The 21,474-nt window shown below is 48.9% G+C and carries 17 protein-coding genes, 1 tRNA gene and 1 other RNA gene; 15 read left to right on the forward strand and 4 right to left on the reverse strand.

Annotated elements, in window-relative coordinates:
* Window positions 1-128 precede the first annotated feature (128 nt).
* Together D515_RS25315 and D515_RS12745 are read right to left on the reverse strand one after the other, a co-directional pair.
* A non-coding RNA gene (locus tag D515_RS25315) (RtT sRNA) lies at window positions 129-273 on the reverse strand.
* Between the two features lie 43 nt (window positions 274-316).
* Window positions 317-407: transfer RNA gene (locus D515_RS12745), tRNA-Ser, on the reverse strand.
* Window positions 408-960: 553 nt separating this feature from the next.
* Here D515_RS12745 and D515_RS12750 point away from each other — a divergent pair.
* From D515_RS12750 to D515_RS12775, 6 genes are all read left to right on the forward strand, one after another.
* A complete protein-coding gene (locus D515_RS12750) occupies window positions 961-2,106 on the forward strand; it encodes an amino acid ABC transporter substrate-binding protein (RefSeq protein ID WP_002539042.1) in 1,146 nt (381 codons plus the stop codon).
* A gap of 83 nt (window positions 2,107-2,189) precedes the next feature.
* Window positions 2,190-3,398: an amino acid ABC transporter permease gene (locus D515_RS12755; protein ID WP_002539044.1), complete on the forward strand. Its 1,209-nt coding sequence runs from the start codon at window positions 2,190-2,192 to the stop codon at window positions 3,396-3,398.
* Window positions 3,399-3,401: 3 nt separating this feature from the next.
* The gene (locus tag D515_RS12760) at window positions 3,402-4,502 is read left to right on the forward strand and encodes an amino acid ABC transporter permease (protein ID WP_002539045.1); all 1,101 of its coding nucleotides are present in this window, start codon (window positions 3,402-3,404) and stop codon (window positions 4,500-4,502) included.
* An 18-nt stretch (window positions 4,503-4,520) separates the two neighbouring features.
* Complete coding sequence (locus D515_RS12765; RefSeq protein WP_002539046.1) at window positions 4,521-5,270, forward strand: amino acid ABC transporter ATP-binding protein; 750 nt, start codon at window positions 4,521-4,523, stop codon at window positions 5,268-5,270.
* A 213-nt stretch (window positions 5,271-5,483) separates the two neighbouring features.
* Complete coding sequence (locus D515_RS12770) at window positions 5,484-6,149, forward strand: Bax inhibitor-1/YccA family protein (RefSeq protein WP_002539047.1); 666 nt, start codon at window positions 5,484-5,486, stop codon at window positions 6,147-6,149.
* Window positions 6,150-6,256: 107 nt separating this feature from the next.
* Window positions 6,257-6,586: a TusE/DsrC/DsvC family sulfur relay protein gene (locus D515_RS12775; protein ID WP_002539048.1), complete on the forward strand. Its 330-nt coding sequence runs from the start codon at window positions 6,257-6,259 to the stop codon at window positions 6,584-6,586.
* Window positions 6,587-6,619: 33 nt separating this feature from the next.
* On the opposite strand, the gene yccX is transcribed toward D515_RS12775, so the two are convergent.
* Window positions 6,620-6,892, reverse strand: a complete 273-nt coding sequence (gene yccX, locus D515_RS12780) for an acylphosphatase (RefSeq protein ID WP_039850065.1) — start codon at window positions 6,890-6,892, stop codon at window positions 6,620-6,622.
* A 98-nt stretch (window positions 6,893-6,990) separates the two neighbouring features.
* Here yccX and D515_RS12785 point away from each other — a divergent pair, with 98 nt between their 5' ends.
* From D515_RS12785 to D515_RS12825, 9 genes are all read left to right on the forward strand, one after another.
* A complete protein-coding gene (locus D515_RS12785; protein ID WP_002539050.1) occupies window positions 6,991-8,376 on the forward strand; it encodes a methyl-accepting chemotaxis protein in 1,386 nt (461 codons plus the stop codon).
* A gap of 139 nt (window positions 8,377-8,515) precedes the next feature.
* The gene (locus D515_RS12790) at window positions 8,516-9,703 is read left to right on the forward strand and encodes a class I SAM-dependent methyltransferase (RefSeq protein WP_002539051.1); all 1,188 of its coding nucleotides are present in this window, start codon (window positions 8,516-8,518) and stop codon (window positions 9,701-9,703) included.
* Window positions 9,704-9,766: 63 nt separating this feature from the next.
* On the forward strand, window positions 9,767-10,429 hold the full coding sequence (locus D515_RS12795; RefSeq protein WP_002539052.1) for a YccT family protein: 663 nt from the start codon (window positions 9,767-9,769) through the stop codon (window positions 10,427-10,429).
* A gap of 568 nt (window positions 10,430-10,997) precedes the next feature.
* Window positions 10,998-14,108: a chitinase C-terminal domain-containing protein gene (locus D515_RS12800; protein ID WP_420835372.1), complete on the forward strand. Its 3,111-nt coding sequence runs from the start codon at window positions 10,998-11,000 to the stop codon at window positions 14,106-14,108.
* A gap of 275 nt (window positions 14,109-14,383) precedes the next feature.
* Window positions 14,384-16,213, forward strand: coding sequence for an ABC transporter ATP-binding protein (locus D515_RS12805; protein WP_002539054.1), 1,830 nt, complete (start codon window positions 14,384-14,386; stop codon window positions 16,211-16,213).
* A 132-nt stretch (window positions 16,214-16,345) separates the two neighbouring features.
* The gene (locus D515_RS12810; protein ID WP_002539055.1) at window positions 16,346-16,597 is read left to right on the forward strand and encodes a hypothetical protein; all 252 of its coding nucleotides are present in this window, start codon (window positions 16,346-16,348) and stop codon (window positions 16,595-16,597) included.
* A gap of 49 nt (window positions 16,598-16,646) precedes the next feature.
* Window positions 16,647-16,904, forward strand: a complete 258-nt coding sequence (locus tag D515_RS12815; RefSeq protein WP_002539056.1) for a hypothetical protein — start codon at window positions 16,647-16,649, stop codon at window positions 16,902-16,904.
* A gap of 307 nt (window positions 16,905-17,211) precedes the next feature.
* Complete coding sequence (locus D515_RS12820; protein ID WP_002539057.1) at window positions 17,212-18,588, forward strand: hemolysin family protein; 1,377 nt, start codon at window positions 17,212-17,214, stop codon at window positions 18,586-18,588.
* Entirely contained in the window at window positions 18,588-19,604 is a 1,017-nt protein-coding gene (locus D515_RS12825) for a CNNM domain-containing protein (RefSeq protein WP_039850081.1), read from the forward strand. The genes D515_RS12820 and D515_RS12825 overlap by 1 nt, the downstream gene beginning before the upstream one ends.
* 103 nt (window positions 19,605-19,707) lie before the next feature.
* On the opposite strand, the gene D515_RS12830 is transcribed toward D515_RS12825, so the two are convergent.
* Window positions 19,708-21,312 (reverse strand): ABC-F family ATPase, encoded by a 1,605-nt coding sequence (locus D515_RS12830; protein ID WP_002539059.1) that lies wholly within the window; start codon window positions 21,310-21,312, stop codon window positions 19,708-19,710.
* Window positions 21,313-21,474: the final 162 nt, after the last annotated feature.

Consider the following 21,474-nt stretch of genomic DNA (forward strand, 5'->3'; position numbering starts at 1 on the left):
TTCGGCTTCGCCGGGCAACGTTGTCTCGCTTCGCTCGGCTGAACTTAGAGTCTAGGGTTCTTCACCCTATATCTTACGAGGCTCAAAATGCAAAAAGGCCGCTGATAGTTCAGCGGCCTTTTCTAATATGGCGGAGAGATAGGGATTTATGCGGTCGCTTCGCGCCCTTCCCTGCGGGCCGTTGCCTATTCGGCTTCGCCGGGCAACGTTGTCTCGCTTCGCTCGGCTGAACCCAGGGTCTAGGGTTCTGCACCCTATCTCTTACGAGGCTCAAAATGCAAAAAGGCCGCTGATAGTTCAGCGGCCTTTTCTAATATGGCGGAGAGATAGGGATTTGAACCCTAGATACGCTATTAACGTATGCCGGTTTTCAAGACCGGTGCTTTCAACCACTCAGCCATCTCTCCGTAAGTGCTGCGTATACTAATGTGCACATTGCATCGTGTAAACCCATTATTTATGCATTTTGGTTCGAATGCATACATTTACGCCATCATGCGCATATCACCACCAGCTCTTGACCTATATTCAATCAGTTATCTCTAAACAAGCTGCGCCTTGAATTTGGAAATGCATAAACATCTAATCAGACTTGAGACAGGATTCTAGTCAAAACTAAACGCTAAAAAACAATCAGGTAATGGCGATGTTGCTGCGTGTTGATTGTTCGTTAAACAATTTTACCTCTCATTTACATAAAAACAGCATGTTAGGAGTTAGACTTCTTCACATTTTCTCCTGAAAAATGTCTCATTTCTTCGAAGATCAATGCCTAGATCACACCTCCAACCTGTTCAATTTGCAGCCATGTTTTCTCCCCCTATACTAAATTTTGTTAACTTTGTGTTAATAAAACTTCTAAGTGGTTTTACGAGGTTCACATCATTTTTAGGCTGCTTGCCTCTTATGAGCCTTGTCCATGAGTAACAACCAGTAATAACCAATAAAGGATTGATAGGTATGGTTAATAAAAAGTCGACACTCGGGCTTGCAGTGCTCTCAGCTCTACTACTTGCAGGCTGTGACAGCGGTGGTAACAGCGCTGAAAGTCAGAAGCAAATCGACGACCTTCAAAAGCAGGTGGCTTCCTTAGAAAAGCAACTGTCTGAAGCAAAAGCGAGTACTGCACAAGCTCCTGCTCCTTCTGCCCAAGGTGAAAATACTCTGGAGAAAGTGAAGAACGCAGGTGTTATCAGCTGTGGTGTGAGCACCGGTCTTCCAGGTTTCTCTAACCCTAACGCTAACGGTGAGTGGGAAGGTATTGACGTAGAGTTCTGTCAAGCCATGGCTGCCGCAGTACTTGGTGATAAGAGCAAAGTTAAATTCGTTCCTCTGACAGCGAAAGAGCGTTTCACCGCGCTGCAATCTGGTGAAATCGACGTGCTTTCCCGTAACACCACTTGGACACTGCAACGTGACGGCACACTGGGCCTGAACTTCGTTGGCGTTAACTACTATGACGGCCAAGGCTTCATGGTGAAAAAAGATCTGGGCGTGAAAAGCGCACTGGAACTTGACGGTGCTTCGGTATGTGTTCAATCAGGTACAACGACAGAGCTGAACCTGTCTGACTACTTCCGCTCTAACGGCATGTCCTTCAAGCCAGTGGTTTACGATACGTACGATGCGACCGTTAAAGGCTTCGAATCTGGCCGCTGTGACACGCTGACGACCGACCAGTCTGGCCTGTATGCGTCACGTATCAAACTGGCAGATCCAGACAGTGCTGTGGTACTGCCTGAAATCATCTCTAAAGAGCCACTGGGTCCTGTTGTTCGTCAAGGCGATGACAACTGGTTCAACATTGCTAAGTGGACGCTGAACACCATGATCAATGGTGAAGAGTTCAACATCACTTCTGCAAACGTTGACGAGATGGTTAACTCTAAAGATCCAAACATCCGCCGTATCCTGGGCCAAGACGGTCCTAAAGGTAAAGGCCTTGGCTTGAATGATGACTGGGGTTATCAGGTTATCAAACAAGTGGGTAACTACGACGAGAGCTTCCAGCGCACTGTAGGCTCAGACTCTCCACTGCAAATTTCACGTGGTGTGAATGCGCTATGGACTGACGGCGGCATCCTGTATGCGCCACCTATCCGCTAATAAGTCGTTCGTTTTATAAACGTATGCTGGGGCACAGTTTTCTGTGCCCCATAATTAACGTATAAGGATAGAGGTGCAGATGTATGGCATCTAAAGATAATGCGCTGAACTCTGGATCGGTCGCTCGTCCAGAGAAGAAGCAAAGCATCATTTACAATCCAACGTTTCGCTCTGTTGTTTTCCAAGCCGTAGCTATTATTGCGCTGGTGTTTTTTGTCTACACCATCGTGAACAATGCCCTGACTAACCTTGAGTCCCGTGGTATTGCGACCGGTTTTGGCTTTTTAACACAGGAAGCGGGATTTGGGATTGGTTTGACGCTGATTGAGTACGATGAAACGTACTCTTACGGCCGAACCTTTTTTATTGGCCTGTTAAATACCGCGTTGGTCTCCGTACTCGGTATCGTCTTCGCAACTATCATCGGGTTTCTGATGGGTATTGCGAGACTATCGAACAACTGGCTGCTAAGCCGTTTTGCAGCGGTATATATTGAAATCTTCCGAAATATCCCGCTACTTCTGCAAATTTTCTTCTGGTATTTCGCGGTTCTTCAAGCTCTGCCTTCCCCAAGAGAAAGTATCAGTATTGGTGAATCTTTCTTCCTTAACGTGCGAGGTATGTTCTTTACCCGTCCCGTCTTTGAGGAAGGTTCCACCATCATCTTTGTTGCGTTAGCTGCTGCGCTGGTTTTCAGCTTTGTGCTGGCCAAATGGGCGAAACGCAAACAGGAAACAACAGGTGAACAAACGCCGGTATTTACCATTTCATTGGCAGCCATCATCGGATTACCGCTGATAGCGTTCTTCGTTGCGGGCATGCCAGTGTCACTGGAATACCCAGAGCTGAAAGGGTTTAACTTCCGCGGGGGGATTTCCATCATCCCAGAATTGGCGGCGTTAACACTCGCATTGTCTATTTACACGGCCTCTTTTATTGCAGAGATCGTGCGCTCCGGCATTAATGCTGTGAGCCATGGACAAACAGAAGCTGCGATGGCATTGGGCTTACCGCGCGGTAAAACACTGCGATTAGTTATTATCCCGCAAGCAATGCGTATCATCATCCCCCCTCTGACCAGCCAATACCTGAACCTGACAAAGAACTCTTCACTCGCGATGGCCATTGGTTATCCGGATCTGGTGTCAGTTTTTGCCGGTACAACCTTGAACCAAACGGGTCAGGCTATCGAAATTATCGCAATGACGATGGGAGTTTACTTGACTCTCAGCTTATTAACGTCCCTGCTGATGAACATATACAACGCCAAGATGGCACTGGTTGAGAGGTAACCCATGACAAGAAAACATGAGTTTCAACCTGATCTGCCACCACCACCAAACACGGTAGGTGCAGTGGGTTGGCTGAGAAAGAATCTGTTCTCAACACCACTTAATTCGGTCATGACTGTCATCCTGGCTTATATCGCCCTGATGGCACTCTGGTCTGTGTTTGATTGGGCGTTTTTGAATTCTGACTGGGTGGGAACAACACGTGAAGACTGCACAAGCGACGGTGCTTGTTGGGTATTCATCAATGTTCGCTTTGAGCAATTCATGTTTGGATTCTATCCAAGCGAAGAGCTCTGGCGCCCTAAACTCTTTTACGCGATTCTGGCAATTTTCACAGCACTGCTAGTCTATGAAAAGACACCGAAGCGCGGTTGGATTCTGCTCTTGTTCTTGGTGGCATTCCCCATTATGGCAGTCTTCCTGCTGTTTGGAGATGTTGCTGGTCTGCCTAAAGTGGAAACGCACCTTTGGGGTGGCTTGTTGATCACTATGATCATCGCCATCGTGGGTATCGTGATTTCACTACCTATCGGTATTGTGCTGGCACTGGGCCGACGCTCAGAAATGCCTATCATCCGAAGCCTTTCTACCGTGTACATCGAGGTATGGCGTGGTGTTCCACTGATCACCGTTCTGTTTATGGCGTCGGTGATGCTGCCATTGTTCATGTCGGGTGAATCGGAAACCAACAAGTTAGTGCGCGCACTGATTGGTGTGGTCATGTTTGCTTCGGCATACATGGCAGAGGTGGTACGTGGTGGCCTTCAGGCAATTCCAAAAGGCCAGTATGAAGCTGCTGACGCCCTGGGACTCACATACTGGAAGAAGATGAATCTCATCATCCTTCCTCAGGCGCTCAAAATCACGATTCCATCCATCGTAAATACCTTTATCGGTCTGTTTAAAGACACCAGTCTGGTTCTGATTATCGGTATGTTTGATGTACTAGGTATCGGCCAGGCCGCGAATACCGACCCGAACTGGCTCGGTTTCGCAACAGAAAGCTACGTGTTCGTTGCTCTCGTTTTCTGGATCTTCTGTTTCGGCATGTCCCGCTACAGTATCTATCTGGAAAACAAGCTTCATACCGGTCACAAGCGATAAAGAACAAGGATTGTATTTATGAGTCAACAAGACGCCCCTGTTATCAAACTGACCGATATGAACAAATGGTACGGTCAGTTTCATGTACTGAAAAACATCAACCTGTCGGTCGCGAAAGGCGAGAAAATAGTTATTTGTGGCCCTTCAGGTTCAGGCAAATCAACCATGATTCGCTGCATCAACCGTCTTGAAGAGCATCAACAAGGCTCGATCGTTGTTGCAGGCACCGAATTGACGGACGATTTAAAAAACATCGAAGCAGTGCGTAAAGAAGTCGGAATGTGTTTCCAACACTTCAACCTCTTTCCGCACCTTACTGTTCTGGAAAACTGCACCCTTGCCCCTATTTGGGTGAAGAAGATGCCGAAAGACGAAGCAGAAGCGATCGCCATGAAGTATCTCGAGCGTGTGAAAATCCCGGAGCAGGCTGACAAGTACCCAGGTCAATTGTCTGGTGGTCAGCAGCAGCGTGTAGCGATTGCCCGTTCATTGTGCATGAACCCTAACGTCATGCTGTTTGACGAGCCAACGTCGGCACTCGACCCAGAAATGGTTCGTGAGGTACTCGATGTTATGGTTGAACTGGCAGAAGAAGGCATGACCATGCTGTGTGTGACGCACGAAATGGGCTTTGCGAAAGAAGTGGCAGACCGCGTTATCTTCATGGATGCCGGTGAAATTATTGAAGAAAATGTTCCAGAGGAATTCTTCAACAATCCACAGTCTGACCGCACTCAGCTCTTCCTCAGCCAAATCCTGCATCACTAATTGTTAATAAAAAGCCGCTACACTTACTGAGTGTAGCGGCTTATTAACATCCATTTACAAACTCGAATACGACCGTGTGGCACGATATATTAGTATTTTCAGAGGCTAAGCCGCATTATTATCACTTGTGCGACAATTGCGACTTGAAAAATTAAGCCGAAGACGCCATTAATGTCGTAATAAACAAAATATGTACCCCATTGGGAGAAACCTATGAACGAACGTTTTGTTTCAGCCAGTCAAACACAAGAGAGTGTATTGGCGACAAACAAAGTACTGCGTAACACCTACTTTCTGTTGTCACTGACTCTGGTATGGGCGGCTGTTGTAGCCGGCGTATCAATGGCTGCGAACCTGCCTTACCCTGGCATCATCATCACACTGGTTGGTTTCTACGGTCTGCTGTTCTTGACTGAAAAGAACAAGAACAACTCGATGGGTTTGGTGTTTACCTTCCTGTTTACAGGTTTTACTGGTTACACCCTTGGCCCTATCCTGAACATGTACGTAGGCGCTGGCATGGGCTGGGCGATTGCTCCCGCACTTGGTGGCACAGCACTGACCTTTATGGCGTGTTCAGCGTACGCACTGACCACTAAACGTGACCTGTCGTTCCTGAACGGCATGCTGTTGGCCGGTTTTGTTGTGCTGGTAGTAGGTATGATTGCTAACATCTTCCTGCAAATGCCAATGCTGTCAGTAGCAATCAGCGGTATCTTCGTACTGTTCTCAACAGGCGTTATTCTGCTGACTACTCAGTCAATTGTTCGCGGCGGTGAAACTAACTACATCTCAGCGACCATCAGCCTGTACGTGTCTATCTACAACCTGTTCCTGAGCCTGCTGCAACTGCTTGGCATTTTCGGTGGCGATGATTAATCGAACAGCTTGATGATAAAAAGCTCCTTCGGGAGCTTTTTTGTTTCAGCCTTTTTTTGTAACGGTTTAGGTATTATCCTTTGCGCGTTCGAAGTACGAGGTTATCCATGTTGGAATTAAACAGTAAGCAAATCGAAACCGATGCACAGGGTTATCTGAAAAATTTTGCCGATTGGCATGAAGAATTAGTTCCGATGCTGGCTGAACAGGAAAACATCGAATTGACTGAGGCGCATTGGGAAGTGGTTTATTTCGTGCAGGACTTTTACAAAGAGTTCAACACCTCCCCTGCTATTCGCCTGCTGGTCAAGTCGATGGAACAAAAGTATGGTCCAGATAAAGGCAACAGCCGCTACCTGTATAAGCTGTTTCCTAAAGGCCCGGCAAAGCAAGCGACCAAACTCGCAGGTTTGCCAAAGCCAGTGAAGTGCATTTAAAAGCGGAGCCTGATGGCTCCTCTTTTCGTATGGCTACTGAATAGAAAAGCCATCAATTGCCTGCCAATCGACATGTTCGTGAATCAGCCCAGTAACATTCGCCGTTGGTGGTCCTTTGTCCAACCACGCCAGCAGTGCCTCAACATTCTTCTCGTCACCACACATTAAAACGGTCACTGTTCCATCAGACTCATTTCGTGCATAACCACTCAGCGATAACTTTAAGCCTTCATGAGCCGTGTGAAACCTGAACCCAACACCTTGAACTTTACCAGAAACGACAGCTTTGACGCATATATGTGACATCTATCACTATCCCTATATTAGTGTTATGCATATGTAACGGTGTAATATGCCATACGGTATATATGCATGTGCTCACATTTATTGGAGGAGCTCACACCATGAAAGAAACTCCATTCCGCTGGGTTGACCAGTTTCTTATCAAACTCAGTCTAAAAGAAAAATTCTACGCACTTTATGTTTTCATTGTTGCTCTTGCTGTCGCAACGGGTTCAATTTTCTACTCTGCTTCTGAAGCCCAAGTTGCGCAGGTACAAGAAAAACATAGTGCAGCGCTGACGGCAGTGTTGTCTCACTACGACATCAGTGCCACCGAAGCCGCAAGTGTGCTGGCTCAAAACGGTATTAAACAAACTTCCGCATACGGTGCTGCTGCATCCTATGCACCAACCGATACCATCAGTTTTAGGGCACAAATCAGCGCAACGTCTTGGGTATTGATGGTTGTGTTGTTTGTTCTGGGTTTGATGGCGTTGCATTACGTGTCGAGCTTTATTGGCGGTGCCATGTATACCATGAACCATGCTCTGCAGCGCATGCTTGACGGCGACCTCACCAGTCGTATGGACTTCTTCCCTGTTCGCGATGAATTTAGCATCATCGCCACCACGGTCGACAATGTCGCTGACCGCGAACATGGTTTGGTAAAAGCCATCAAGAGCGCTTCGCAGCTGATGGAGGAGCTGTCAGCTGATCTGGGCCGCCGCAGCGCAGACAGTGAGAACCTCTCAACAGAGCAACGTACTTACCTTGATTCTCTGGCCAGTGCGACCGAAGAAATGGCAGGTTCGATCCGTGATGTTGCCTCTCATGCAGAACAAACATCAGACGAAATTTCTGAGGCAGGTGTAGCTTCCCAACAAAGCCGTACTCAGGTGACCCAAACTCTGCAGGCAATTCAAGCTCTGGCATCTGAAATTGAAGCCGCGTCGCAAGCAGTGGCTTCATTGGAACAGAATTCGAATGAAATCGGCAGCATGGTTGCAACCATCAGTGCGATTTCAGAGCAGACCAACCTGCTGGCACTGAACGCAGCGATTGAAGCGGCACGCGCAGGCGAACAAGGCCGTGGCTTTGCTGTTGTTGCAGATGAAGTGCGCTCTCTGGCTGGACGCACACAGCAGACGACGGTTGAAATCCAACGCATGATTCAGGATCTGGAGAACAACACCGCACATCTGCGTGGCGTGATGCAAGGCACCGTTGATAACGCAGCAGCGAGTGAAAGCTTGATGCAAAACATCGATCTGGAAATCAGCTCTATTTCTGAGCGCAGTCAGCGTATCACTGACCGCAGCACAGAAATCGCCACGGCTGCGAACCAACAAGGCAGCGTAGCAGGTACGATTTCATCAGATGTTGAGCGCGTACGCCAACAGGCATGGCAGGTGAGCGAAATGATTCAACAAACATCTCAAGATGTCACGAATCTGCAAAAACAATCGTCCAGTCTTACAGATCTGGTGAAAGGCCTTCGTACAGAATAATCGCCGATTTGATGAAAAAACGGCCGCCCATTGTGCGGCCGTTTGCATTATTGGCGAGCTTCTCTGACAATACAGCACCTTTTACTGGTTACTGGGTTCAACCCTCCCAGTATCCCCACATTGAAGTTAGGAAAAACCAATGAATCCGTCTGTTTATCTGGTTAAAGGCCGTGAAAAATCACTGCGCCGTCGCCACCCATGGGTGTTCTCCCGTGGTATTCAACGCGTCGAAGGTAAACCTTCCCTCGGTCAGACAGTGGATGTATATGATCATCAGGGCCAATGGCTGGCCCGCGGTGCGTTTTCTCCTAATTCCCAAATTCGTGTCCGTGTTTGGACATTCGAAAAAGAAGAAGTCAATGTTGAGTTCTTTAAAAAACGCCTTCAGGAAGCGCAAGGTCTTCGTGATGTTCTAGCTGCCCGTGATGGCCTGACTGGTTACCGCCTGATTGCCGCGGAGTCTGATGGTTTACCTGGTATTACCATCGATCGCTATGAGAACTTCTTGGTTTGTCAGCTTTTAAGTGCTGGCGCGGAAGCACAGAAAGACAACCTGGTGGAAGCGCTTATTGCACAATATCCAGAGTGCAGCATTTACGAGCGTTCAGATGTATCAGTGCGTAAGAAAGAAGGCTTGAAAGAGCGCACAGGCGTTCTTCATGGTGATATGCCACCAGCATCCGTAGTCATTGAAGAGAACGGCGTAAAAATCAGTGTCGACATCACTGGCGGCCACAAAACTGGATTCTATCTGGACCAACGCGACAGCCGTGAAGCGGCCGTCAAATACGTTAACGGCAAGCGTGTTTTGAACTGCTTCTGCTACACAGGCGGATTTGGCCTGTACTCGCTGAAAGGCAATGCAGCGGAAGTCATCAACGTCGATGTTTCGCAGCCTGCTCTCGATATCGCAAAGTCTAATGCCGAGATGAACGGTTATGACCTCTCGAAAGCACAATTCGTCAATGCAGACGTCTTTAAGCTACTGCGCGAATACCGTGATGCCGGCGAACTATTTGATGTGGTCATTATGGACCCACCTAAGTTTGCAGAATCTAAAGCGCAACTGACAGGTGCATGTCGTGGCTACAAAGACATCAACATGTTGGCTATGCAGATACTAAAACCAGGCGGCACGCTGCTGACATATTCTTGCTCAGGTCTGATGGATAACGCGCTGTTCCAGAAGATCATTGCCGATGCAGCACTGGATGCCCACCGCAGCGTTCAATTTATCGAGCGTTTTGAGCAAGCTGCTGACCACCCAATTGATAGCGGCTACCCAGAAGGTTTCTACCTGAAAGGTTTCGCTTGCCACGTTAAATAATATAACAGCAGCCCGAAGCCAATGTATTTACGGGCTGCACAATACCTATTTTTGGGGAACACAATGAAAAGAAAATTCGCCTTTGCGTCAGTGTTGACCGCATTGCTTTCATTTGGCGCGCACGCTGATGTGACGCTTCACCTTAACGACAATATCGAGTTGCTTGCCTACAACGGCCAAGCTCACCAATCTTCGATGTTCAGCAAAGAAGAACCTGTTGTTTTGGCTGATGGTACCCAGCAATTAGCTTTTCGCTATGTTGAAAGCTTCGAAGAAGGAAAAGACGTCACTTTTGTTCGCTCTGACGTGTTGGTTGTTAAATTTGAAGCACAAGACACCGAGATTTTCTTCGATTTCCCAGAGCACAAAAACAAACGTCAGGTGCGTCAATTCAATGATAGCCCTGAATTTAAGATTCTGGATGGAAGCCAGAACACCATTCTATTTGAACAGAACAAACTGTTGAAATCAGGCTTCCAGTTGAGCCGTGATTATCTTTCTGAAATGCAGCGCTTCAACCAAACAGACGCCCCTGCATCATTACAGTTAGGCGCATCAGAAGTTGTCGCTCAGCCTGTCGCGCAACCAACTACTACACCACGTGCAAGAGTGGTTGTGGGTGGGAAAGATGCTTTGAATGAAGTGGAGTACCAGCTTCACTACTGGTTTGATAAAGCGGACGCAGAAACACAAGCACGCTTCAAAACCTTCGTGAATGCTCGCTAAACACTCAACCATTTAAAGAGGCCGTGGATTAAGCGGCCTTCTTTTTTTCCACTTATTACTAAGCCTGTATATCCCTCAGCCACTCTTCAAACTGAGTCGCATCTTTCCCTGTTCAATCCCAAAGCTATCAACATTCCTTCCGCGTCACATATCTCAGAAAAATAAATATTGTTGACAATATTTACAGCGGCAATATTTAAGACACATTCAGCAACTAAATATAAACATTTATTGTCGACATTTACCATCTGACATTGGCTATTCAACCCTTGCTATTGAGCACATATTCACCGCACAAATTTCATGCAGCCTGTGAAAATTTACCCATTGAAACTGTGAGTCGTTACCAAGAGCGCAAAGCTTTTCAATTCAGGAACTGACTAGAGATCTAAATCTGACGAAATCTGGGGTGTCTCACTCTTGCAACTCCTCTACTTTATTTATTGCGCGATTTAAGTGCGCTAACAACATACAAATCAATAGATAACATTTTATTTTCGAGGGATATCCAATGGATGTGACAGGTAAGAGCAAAGGATTCGCGCTCTCGGCAATCGCCGTAGCGTGTATGTTTTCTTTCAATGCTCAAGCTGCTGTTGACTGTACCAACATTGAAAAATGGTCAGCAGACAAAGCATATGGCGGCGGTTCAACTGTTCAGCACGAAAGCAAGGTTTACACCGCTAACTGGTGGACGAAAGGCAACAACCCTTCTACCTCATCAGGCGATTACAAAGAGTGGAAATTTGTAGACCAATGTGACACTGGTGTTGTTGATCCTGTAAACGAAGCGCCAACCGTTTCTCTGGATTCTCCACTTGCGACTGACACCATTAAAGATGGTGACGTTGTCACGCTAAGTGCAACAGCGGCGGACTCAGATGGCACTGTCAGCAAAGTAGAGTTCTTCATTGATGGCGCTTCAGTCGGTTCAGATACGACTTCTCCTTATTCTCTGAACTGGACTGCTGCTGAAGGCCCTCACACGATCACAGTGAAAGCAACTGACGACAAGGGCGCTGTAACTGAAACAGCCGCTCTTAGCATCACTGTTCAGCCAGGCGTTATTGACCCGGTTAATGAGCCACCAACCGTCGCTGTAGCGGCATCTGCAACTGCAGTTGATCAAGGCGCGGTAGTGACACTGACCGCTGATGCAGCTGACTCAGATGGCACAGTTACAAAGGTAGATTTCTATGCAGCGGGTCAGCTGATTGGTTCGAAAACAGCAGCGCCATTCGCACTGGACTGGACTGCAAGCAAAGCTGGCAACGTTTCTATCTACGCAAAAGCGACTGATGACAAAGGCGCATCAACCGATTCTGCACAGGTCACTGTTACCGTAGCGGGCACGCCAACAGTATCTAACTGTCGTCCAGAAGGTCTGTTCCAAACCCCGGGTGTTAACGTTCCATACTGTACGATCTACGATGCAGAAGGTCGTGAAGACATGGGTGCCGACCACCCACGTCGTATCATCGGTTACTTCACCAGCTGGCGCGCAGGCGATGACCCGCAAGCCGCTTACCTTGTTAAAGATATCCCTTGGGAAGAACTTACCCACATCAACTATGCGTTCGTCAGCATCGGTGCTGACGGCAAAGTCAACATCGGTGATGTGAACGATCCAAACAACGCCGCGGTAGGTAAAGAATGGCCAGGCGTAGAAGTTGATCCTGCACTGGGCTTTAAAGGCCACTTCGGTGCACTGGCAACTTACAAAGCGAAGCACGACGTTAAGACACTGATCTCTATCGGTGGTTGGGCGGAAACCGGCGGTCACTTTGGCCTTGACGGAAACCGCGTAGCAGACGGCGGCTTCTACACCATGACCACCAACGCTGACGGTTCAATCAACCATGCTGGTATCCAGAAGTTTGCGGATTCTGCAGTTGAAATGATGCGTAAGTACAAGTTCGATGGTCTGGATATCGACTACGAATACCCAACCTCAATGGCAGGTGCAGGTAACCCGTACGATAAAGACTTCATGGAACCACGTCGTGCATACCTGTGGGCTTCTTACCAAGAGCTGATGCGCGTCCTTCGTGAGAAAGTCGATATCGCTTCTGAGCAAGACGGTCACCACTACATGCTGACCATCGCAGCACCATCTTCTGGTTACCTGCTACGTGGTATGGAAACGTTTGATGTCACTAAGTACCTCGACTACGTGAACATCATGACTTACGACCTGCACGGTGCTTGGAATGACCACGTTGGTCATAATGCGGCACTGTTCGACACAGGTAAAGACTCTGAGCTGGCAGCTTGGAACGTATACGGCACCAGCCAGTACGGCGGTATCGGTTACCTGAACACTGACTGGGCATACCACTACTTCCGTGGCTCAATGCCAGCGGGCCGTATCAACATTGGTGTTCCTTACTACACCCGTGGTTGGCAAGGCGTAACAGGCGGTGAAAACGGTCTGTGGGGTAAAGCTGCACTTCCTAACCAAGCTGAATGTCAACCAGGCACTGGTGAAGGTGAGAAGAACAACTGTGGTAACGGCGCGATTGGTATCGACAACATGTGGCACGATACGGATCCGAAAGGTAACGAAATGGGTGCAGGTTCTAACCCAATGTGGCATGCGAAGAACCTTGAGCATGGTATCTTCGGTACCTACGCATCTGCGTACAAACTGGACCCAGTAAATGATCCACAAGACGTGTTGAAAGGTACTTACCAGCGCAACTACGACTCAGTCGCTGTTGCACCATGGCTGTGGAATGCTGAGAAGCAAGTGTTCCTGTCTACTGAAGACGAAGCGTCAATCAAAGTGAAATCTGATTACGTTATCGACAAAGGTATCGGCGGCATCATGTTCTGGGAACTGGCGGGTGACTACGCTTGTTACCAACTGGATGCAAACGGCAACCGTACTGACGTTGTAGACCCAACTGAAAATGCTTGTGCAACGGGTAACGGTGAGTTCCACATGGGTAACACCATGACGAAAGCAATCTACGACAAGTTTGCAGCAGCGACACCTTACGGTGCGAAACTGTCTGAAACTGCAATGCCAACCGAAGCGGTTGATATTACGGTTAGCGTAGGTGGCTTCAAAGTGGGTGACCAAAACTACCCAATCAACCCGAAAATCACTTTCACTAACAACACTAGCGTAGAACTGCCTGGCGGTACTGAGTTCCAGTTTGACATTCCGACTTCAGCACCAGACAACGCGAAGAGTCAGAATGGCGGTAAAGTGAATGTTATTTCTTCTGGCCACACCAAAGCGAACAACATTGGTGGACTGGAAGGTACTATGCACCGTCTGGCGTTCTCACTACCAACGTGGGATTCTCTGGCACCAGGTGCAACGTACGAACTTGACTTCGTGTACTACCTGCCAATCTCTGGTCCTGCGAACTACACAGTAAACATCAACGGTGTTGATTACGCATTCGCATCTGAGTACAGCGACCTGCCGTTGGCAGACCTGTCTGCAGGCGGTGGTAACGGCGGCGGTGACAATGGTGGTGGCACGGGTACTTGTGACACGACTGGCATCGTGGTTTACCCAGATATGCCTCAGACTGACTGGGCAGGTAACCCAAGCCACGCTGCAGCCGGTGACAAAATCGTGAAAGACGGCGTTGTTTACCAAGCAAACTGGTGGACTGCCTCTGTTCCAGGTAGCGATGGTAGCTGGACCAAAGTGTGTGGTTAATCCACTAACTTAACGAGCTAAACTAGACAAAGCCGACTCAATTGAGTCGGCTTTTTGTTGGCCATCACACTCGAAAGGACCCTACGCCTGTCTGTTCAGAATAATTGAACAGTTCCGTAGAAAACATTGGCATTATTCAATGCGATAAACCTGATAGAATCTCACCGTCTTTCATTTGGGTTCGCGTTAACCAGCTCCGGAAAGTATTTAATTATCAGTTTTTTCCATACTGCATTTCTGTTTTTGAACGCGACCGTCCTACTCCGGAAGGATTCATGATTTATAAATTGTTCGAACGCATGACAATGGCTTTTCCACCTAAACAGCCGGAACAGCCACCAAATGGCCTGCTCGCCTTTTGTCGCCACTACACCAAAGGCTTTGAACGCCCGCTGATCACCATGGCGGTGCTGACTGCGATGATTGCTATCGCGGAAGTGTCTCTGTTTGGCTTTATGGGACAACTGGTTGACTGGCTGACCAATCAAGACAAGGCCAGTTTTCTCGCCGACGAAGGTAATACCCTGATTGCCATCGGGGTGCTGATACTGATCGGTATGCCAGTGCTCGTTGCCGTGCACTCACTTGTTTTGCACCAGTCGCTACTCGGCAACTACCCGATGTCCATTCGCTGGATGGCGCACCGTTACCTGCTGAAACAAAGCATCGGCTTCTACCAAAACGATTTTGCAGGTCGCATTGCCACGAAGGTGATGCAGACTGCCCTATCGATTCGCGAAACCGTGATGAAGCTGCTGGATGTCGCGGTATACATCGCTGTCTACTTCATCTCCATGCTATTTATCGTCGGACAAGCAGACATTCGGCTCATGCTGCCGATGCTGGTTTGGCTGATGGCATATATCGGCATACAGATTTACTTTGTACCTAAGCTGAAAGCGGTTTCTACCGAACAGGCAGATGCCCGCTCTTTGATGACAGGCCGCATCGTCGACAGCTACACCAACATCGCCACGGTCAAACTGTTCTCACACACAGATCGTGAAACCCAATACGCCGAAGAAGGCATGGGCGTGTTTATGGATACGGTTTACCGTCAAATGCGTCTGGCTACTGGCTTTAACATCTCGGTAGAAATCGCCAACTACGCCCTGTTGTTCTCTATCAGTGCCATGTCAATCTGGCTATGGCTGGACTCGGCAATCACTGTGGGTGCGATTGCTATTGCGGTCAGCCTAGCTTTGCGTATCAACAGCATGTCGAAATGGATCATGTGGGAAATCGGCTCGCTGTTCGAAAACATTGGTACCGTGGTCGACGGCATGGCAACGCTTTCTAAACCTGTCGAAGTGTTGGACAAGCCAAACGCACCTGCACTGGAAGTGCCTCAAGGTGCCATTAACTTCACCGATGTGCGCTTCCACTATGGCGAAGGCAAAGGTGTGATTGAAAAGCTAAACCTCAATATCAAACCGGGTGAGAAAGTCGGCCTGGTTGGTCGTTCGGGCGCAGGTAAATCAACCTTAGTGAACCTGCTGATGCGTTTTCACGATGTCGAGGGCGGTGAAATTCGCATCGATGGACAGAATATTTCTGCCGTCACACAGGATTCATTACGCGCCAACATCGGCATGGTGACGCAAGACACTTCCCTGCTGCACCGTTCTATCCGTGAGAACATTCTTTACGGTGACCCAAATGCCAGCGAAGACGCGATGCTCGCCGCTGCGAAGAAAGCACAAGCTCACGACTTCATCGAAACCCTGAGCGACCCACATGGCAATCGTGGTTACGATTCGCAGGTAGGTGAACGCGGTGTGAAGCTCTCAGGCGGCCAACGACAGCGTGTGGCAATCTCCCGTGTTCTGTTAAAAGACGCGCCAATTCTGATTCTTGATGAAGCGACTTCAGCGCTGGATTCGGAGGTGGAAGCAGCAATTCAGGAAAGTCTTTATCAATTAATGGAAGGTAAAACTGTTATCGCCATTGCTCACCGACTTTCCACCATCGCTGCGATGGACAGACTGATTGTACTTGATCAGGGCGAAATCGTGGAGCAAGGCACCCACCAAGAGCTGATTTCCAGCGGTGGCATCTACGCACAACTCTGGCAGCATCAAACCGGTGGCTTTATTGGGGACTGAACCCGATACAGGTAACTAACAAAAGTAAAAGGGCGCGTTGGCGTCCTTTTTTGTCTCAGTTACCTTTCAATATCGCAAAGTTAGGAAAGCTCTCCTACCCTTTTAGTTGTCAGCAAAAAGGGGATGCGATTTATGTTCAGCGTAAAAAACACCATAAAAACCACACTTCTAGCCACCGCAGTTTTCGGCCTTGCCGCCTGTTCCGATTACGATCCTGTCGCAGAAAGTGACTGCAACAAAGTGGTCAGCCACGCTCAGAAAATTCTTGGTGCCTTAGCACCCTCTGCAGGCGAATTGATGAGCCAGTGTAAAGCTGCTTCGGACAGCGAACGCGGCTGCGTGATGGCCTCCACCAAAAAAGGCCAGCTTGCGCAGTGCCTATAACCGAATAAATTGTCGTATACTGGCGCCCGTTTTTTAACGGGAGCCATGTATGCAACGTTCCACCCTTATCGGCCTGAAAGTCGGCCTACTCGCCCTTCTTCTTTTTATCGGTATGCTCGGCATGAGCACCAACTCACCCCCTACAGAATGGCTAAAAGGAGCATTTCTAGGAATCAGTTTTGCTTTCGCCTTCGGTTTAGGTGCTCCGGAAGCACTGGCTTACATACTAGCGACAATCGTTTTTATTGCGGTTTTCTGCGTAGGGTATTTTGTTGGCAAGAAAGCTTCTGGCAAATTGGAGAGCTAAAGCCGATAACGCAACCCGACTCACCAAAGATTTTTAAAACAGCCCGCAAGCCCCAAAGTGGCCAAACTCGCCGTTTTTAATCGTGATTTTCGGCCATTGCAGCTTATTTGCAGATAACATGGAAATCCCGCAGGCCGAGTGTCTCAGTAAGTTTGCAGGGGATAATCAAACTATTCACTAGACTATTTCCACATCGCGGAAATATACTGCGCTTCCTGTTATTACTGTAGGAATACTTTGTGGACCCCAACTCTAGTCGATTGTGTCAAACCTTACTGGCTTCTTGTCATCAAGGGAGGACACAGCAATGATTGAGACCCTCCTTACCCTTCTGTTCGGTATTCTATTTATCTTGGCTATTATCGCAGCAAACGGCTACTTCGTTGCCCAAGAGTTCGCGTACATGGCTGTGGACAGAGCAAAACTCGCAACCCTTGCTGCGACTGGTGATGCCGCCGCGAAACGCGCGCTCAAAGTGACCAAACGTACCAGCTTTATGCTGTCCGGTGCCCAACTTGGTATTACGGTAACCGGTCTGGTTCTAGGCTTTGTCGCGGAACCTCTGGTCGGCCAGTCTCTGGGTGTATTACTACAAGGCTTTGGGTTATCGCTAGAAGCGGGTATCGCACTCGGTACCGTCATCACCCTTGGTGTCGCTATGGTCGTTCAAATGATCATGGGCGAGCTATACCCGAAAAACCTCGCGATTGCGAACGCAGAACCAATGGCTCGTATGATGTCCCGCTCAACACTGATTTATATGTCTGTGTTTGGCTTTTTCATCAGCTTCTTCGACAAGTCAGCCAACCTGCTACTTCGCGCGGTTCGCATTGAACCTGTGCACGATCTTGATGTAAGTGCGTCAGAAGAAGATTTGCACCACATCATCGCTAACTCGCGTGAAACGGGCGACATCCCCGTCGAGCTTTCACTGATGATGGACCGCATTCTGGACTTCCCAGAGCGCGACGTTGAGCACGCTATGGTGCCACGTTCGCAGGTGGATTGGGTTGAGCCAGAAACCACATTGACTGAGCTGGTGTCTCTGATGGCACAAGCACATACCCGTTACCCTGTGGTGAACGATGACGATGCGCCTGTGGGTGTGGTTCATCTTCCCGATGTATTGGCGCGAATTGATGCTGGCCATGCTGACGACACCGTTGAATCAGTGATGCGTCCTGCTACTGTTCTGCCAACGCTCATGAGTCTGCCAGACGCACTGGATCAGTTGGAGAAGTCTACCAACCATCTGGCGTGTGTCATTGACGAATACGGCGGCTTTGCTGGCGTGCTAACGATTGAAGATCTGGCGATGGAAATCGTAGGTGAAATTACCGACGAACACGACGCCGACGCGGCTGATGCCGTTGTTCCGCAGAGCGACAACATATGGCTGATGGAAGGTGACGTCCACATCGACGAAGTGGAGCGTGCGATTGGCTACGACCTGCCGAAAGACGATGTAGAAACCATCGCCGGAATGTTGATTGCTGAACGTGGTGCACTTCCAGCTGAAGGTGAGACCGTGATTATCGAATTGCCTGTCGACCCATCCGAATTTGCTTCCGGCGAGCTGTTCAAGCGCCATCTTGAAGTTGAAGTGTTGCGTATTGAACGACACGTTCCAACAGAGGTGCGCGTCAAGCTTGTAGAGAATCCTATTGAGGAGGGTGAAGAATGATGACTGATCCGTTGATTGTCACTCTGGTGACCACTGCCCTCATCGTATTGAGTGGCTTCTTCGTTATCATCGAATTTGCGTTGATGGGTGCACGCCGCCACCGCCTAGAAGAAATGGCCGTGGAAAGTGCGTCTGCACGCGCTGCACTGCGCGGTATGAATGACCTGACACTGATGCTAGCAGGTGCTCAGTTAGGTATTACCTTCTGTACCTTTGCGTTGGGTGCAGTCACCAAGCCAGCCGTTGATCATTGGATTGGCCCGGTGTTTGCCTCGATGGGCATGCCGGAATGGGCAGTCGATGGTGCATCATTCGGTTTTGCGCTGTTTGTGGTGACTTTCCTTCACTTGGTTGTCGGTGAAATGGCACCGAAATCCTGGTCGATTGCGCACCCTGAAAAATCAGCGCTGGCAATTGGTTTGGTCGCGCGCGCTTATGTGTGGCCACTGCGTCCGTTGCTGAACTGGATTAACAGCATTGCAAACCGACTGGTAAAAGCGTCAGGTGTAGAGCCTGTAGAAAGCGCCGCTGTCGGTGGACAAGACATTGATACCATCCGTCAACTCGTCGAACACTCGGGTAAAGTGGGTACACTGCAACCGAGTATTCAGAAGCAGCTTTCTGGCCTAATTGACCTGAGCTCAATTCCGGTTGAAACACTGGTGACAGAAGGTCAGGTGATGGCCCATGTCGACAAACGCGCAACCGTTGCAGAAGTGCGCAAGGTGTCGATGGAAACAGGACACATGCGTATTCTGGTGTTCGGAAATCGTGGCCTTAAACCGCTAGTGGTTCATGTGCGCGATACCCTGCTGGAACCCGCTGACCGACCTGCGCGTGAAGTTGCACGTAAAGCGCATGTGCTTGATGCAAACACACCAGTTTACGAAGCGTTGGCGCGTATGCGTGAAGCGAGTGTGCAGCTTGCCGTGGTAAGCAAAGGTGACAAGATGATTGGTGTGGTGACACTGGCAGATATCCTGAAACGTGTGCTGCCAACATCAGCACCGAGCTAATCGTCCGCTGTTGTCCCAACAAAAAACGCCACCTTTTCAGGTGGCGTTTTCGTTTTTATCAAACCTTGAATCACAAGCGTTTGAATGAAATCTGATAGGCAGCTTATGCCGCACTCAATACTTTCTGCTGATGAGCAAGATACTCTTCGTAAGTACCTTGGAAGTAATCCAGCTTCTTGTCTTTGATTTCGATAACCGCCGTTGCCAGTGATGACACGAATTCACGGTCGTGACTCACGAAAATCAGCGTTCCCGGATACACTTTCAGCGCGCTGTTCAGTGCTTCAATGGCTTCCATGTCCATGTGGTTGGTTGGCTCATCCATCACCAGCACGTTGATGTCTTGCATCATCAGCTTGCCGAAAATCAGACGGTTCTTCTCACCACCAGAACAGTTTCTGGCTTTCTTGTTCACGTCATCTTCGGTAAACAGCAGACGCCCCAGAATCGCACGCACAATCAGGTCGTTGTGCTTTGCGGTGCGCCACTGAGAAATCCACTCAAAGATGGTCATGTCGTTGTCGAAATCAGCAGTACAATCCTGCGGACAGTAACCGACAGACGCATTCTCCGCCCACTTCACCACACCTTGGGCTTGCTCAAGCTCGTTCACCAAGCAGCGCAGCAACGTGGTTTTACCCACACCGTTCTCACCGATAACCGCAAGGCGCGAGCCTGCTTCCAGCAGCAGATTACCGTTTTCAAACAGCATCTCGCCGTTATAGCCATGCCCCACGTGTTGCAGCTCAAGCGCCTGACGGTGCAGTTTCTTGCCTTCACCAAAATCAATCGACGGACTGATACGGCTAGAGGTTTTCACTTCATCCAGTTTGATTTTGTCCATGCGTTTCGCGCGCGAACTCGCCAACTTCGCTTTAGAAGCGTTGGCACCAAAGCGGTTCACGAATTCTTGCAGCTCGCTAATCTCGGCCGCTTTCTTGGCATTACTCGCCAGCAATTGCTCACGTTGCAAACCAGACGCTTCCAGGAAGTAATCATAGTTACCCGGATAGATGCGCAGCTCACCGTAATCAATGTCTGCCATATGGGTGCATACGGTGTTCAAGAAGTGACGGTCGTGCGAGATGATAATCATGGTGCACTTGCGCTGGCTTAACTCTTCCGCCAACCAACCGATGGTATGGATATCCAGGTTGTTCGTCGGTTCGTCCAGCAACAGAATATCAGGGTTCGCAAACAGCGCCTGAGCCAGCAGCACACGCAGCTTCCAGCCCGGCGCAACTTGCCGCATCAGGCCAAAGTGCAGGTGTTCTTCGATACCCGCTTTAATCAGAATATCACCCGCGCGGCTTTCTGCTGTGTAACCGTCCATTTCCGCGAACTCGACTTCAAGCTCTGCGACTTTCATGCCGTCTTCTTCGCTCATTTCCGGCAAAGAATAAATGCGGTCACGCTCTTTCTTCACTTCCCACAGTTTCTTGTCACCCATGATGACCACATCAATCACGTTGAAGTTTTCAAACGCAAACTGATCCTGACTCAACACACCCAACTTCAATCCCGGCGCGATCGACACATTTCCTGAACTAGGTGCCAGTGCGCCGCTTAAGATCTTCATAAAGGTCGATTTACCACAGCCATTCGCGCCAATCAGGCCATAACGGTTACCGTTACCGAACTTTGCTGAGATGTTTTCAAACAACGGCTCCGCGCCAAATTGCATGGTGATGTTAGCGGTTGAAATCAATGAAGTATTCCTAGATGAATGATGAGAAGTGTTCTTAGTGCCGCTTTATGTGGCACGAACAAACAGGCGGCGAATTATACAGACTAAATTGGGAATGAACAGATGGGAGCTGTAGAGGTTTTCAATACGAATGCTCAACTGACTCAAGAGGCAGCCAATATC

It is taken from the genome of Grimontia indica (genome assembly GCF_000333895.2).
GTDB classification, from domain to species: Bacteria; Pseudomonadota; Gammaproteobacteria; order Enterobacterales; family Vibrionaceae; genus Enterovibrio; species Enterovibrio indicus.

Bases quoted from the DNA above. Each gene is read 5' to 3' on its own strand.
- D515_RS12750 (WP_002539042.1), top strand. From the start codon at position 961: ATGGTTAATAAAAAGTCGACACTCGGGCTTGCAGTGCTCTCAGCTCTA.
- D515_RS12755 (WP_002539044.1), top strand. From the start codon at position 2,190: ATGGCATCTAAAGATAATGCGCTGAACTCTGGATCGGTCGCTCGTCCA.
- D515_RS12760 (WP_002539045.1), top strand. From the start codon at position 3,402: ATGACAAGAAAACATGAGTTTCAACCTGATCTGCCACCACCACCAAAC.
- D515_RS12765 (WP_002539046.1), top strand. From the start codon at position 4,521: ATGAGTCAACAAGACGCCCCTGTTATCAAACTGACCGATATGAACAAA.
- D515_RS12770 (WP_002539047.1), top strand. From the start codon at position 5,484: ATGAACGAACGTTTTGTTTCAGCCAGTCAAACACAAGAGAGTGTATTG.
- D515_RS12775 (WP_002539048.1), top strand. From the start codon at position 6,257: ATGTTGGAATTAAACAGTAAGCAAATCGAAACCGATGCACAGGGTTAT.
- yccX (WP_039850065.1), bottom strand. From the start codon at position 6,892: ATGTCACATATATGCGTCAAAGCTGTCGTTTCTGGTAAAGTTCAAGGT.
- D515_RS12785 (WP_002539050.1), top strand. From the start codon at position 6,991: ATGAAAGAAACTCCATTCCGCTGGGTTGACCAGTTTCTTATCAAACTC.
- D515_RS12790 (WP_002539051.1), top strand. From the start codon at position 8,516: ATGAATCCGTCTGTTTATCTGGTTAAAGGCCGTGAAAAATCACTGCGC.
- D515_RS12795 (WP_002539052.1), top strand. From the start codon at position 9,767: ATGAAAAGAAAATTCGCCTTTGCGTCAGTGTTGACCGCATTGCTTTCA.
- D515_RS12800 (WP_420835372.1), top strand. From the start codon at position 10,998: ATGTTTTCTTTCAATGCTCAAGCTGCTGTTGACTGTACCAACATTGAA.
- D515_RS12805 (WP_002539054.1), top strand. From the start codon at position 14,384: ATGATTTATAAATTGTTCGAACGCATGACAATGGCTTTTCCACCTAAA.
- D515_RS12810 (WP_002539055.1), top strand. From the start codon at position 16,346: ATGTTCAGCGTAAAAAACACCATAAAAACCACACTTCTAGCCACCGCA.
- D515_RS12815 (WP_002539056.1), top strand. From the start codon at position 16,647: ATGCAACGTTCCACCCTTATCGGCCTGAAAGTCGGCCTACTCGCCCTT.
- D515_RS12820 (WP_002539057.1), top strand. From the start codon at position 17,212: ATGATTGAGACCCTCCTTACCCTTCTGTTCGGTATTCTATTTATCTTG.
- D515_RS12825 (WP_039850081.1), top strand. From the start codon at position 18,588: ATGACTGATCCGTTGATTGTCACTCTGGTGACCACTGCCCTCATCGTA.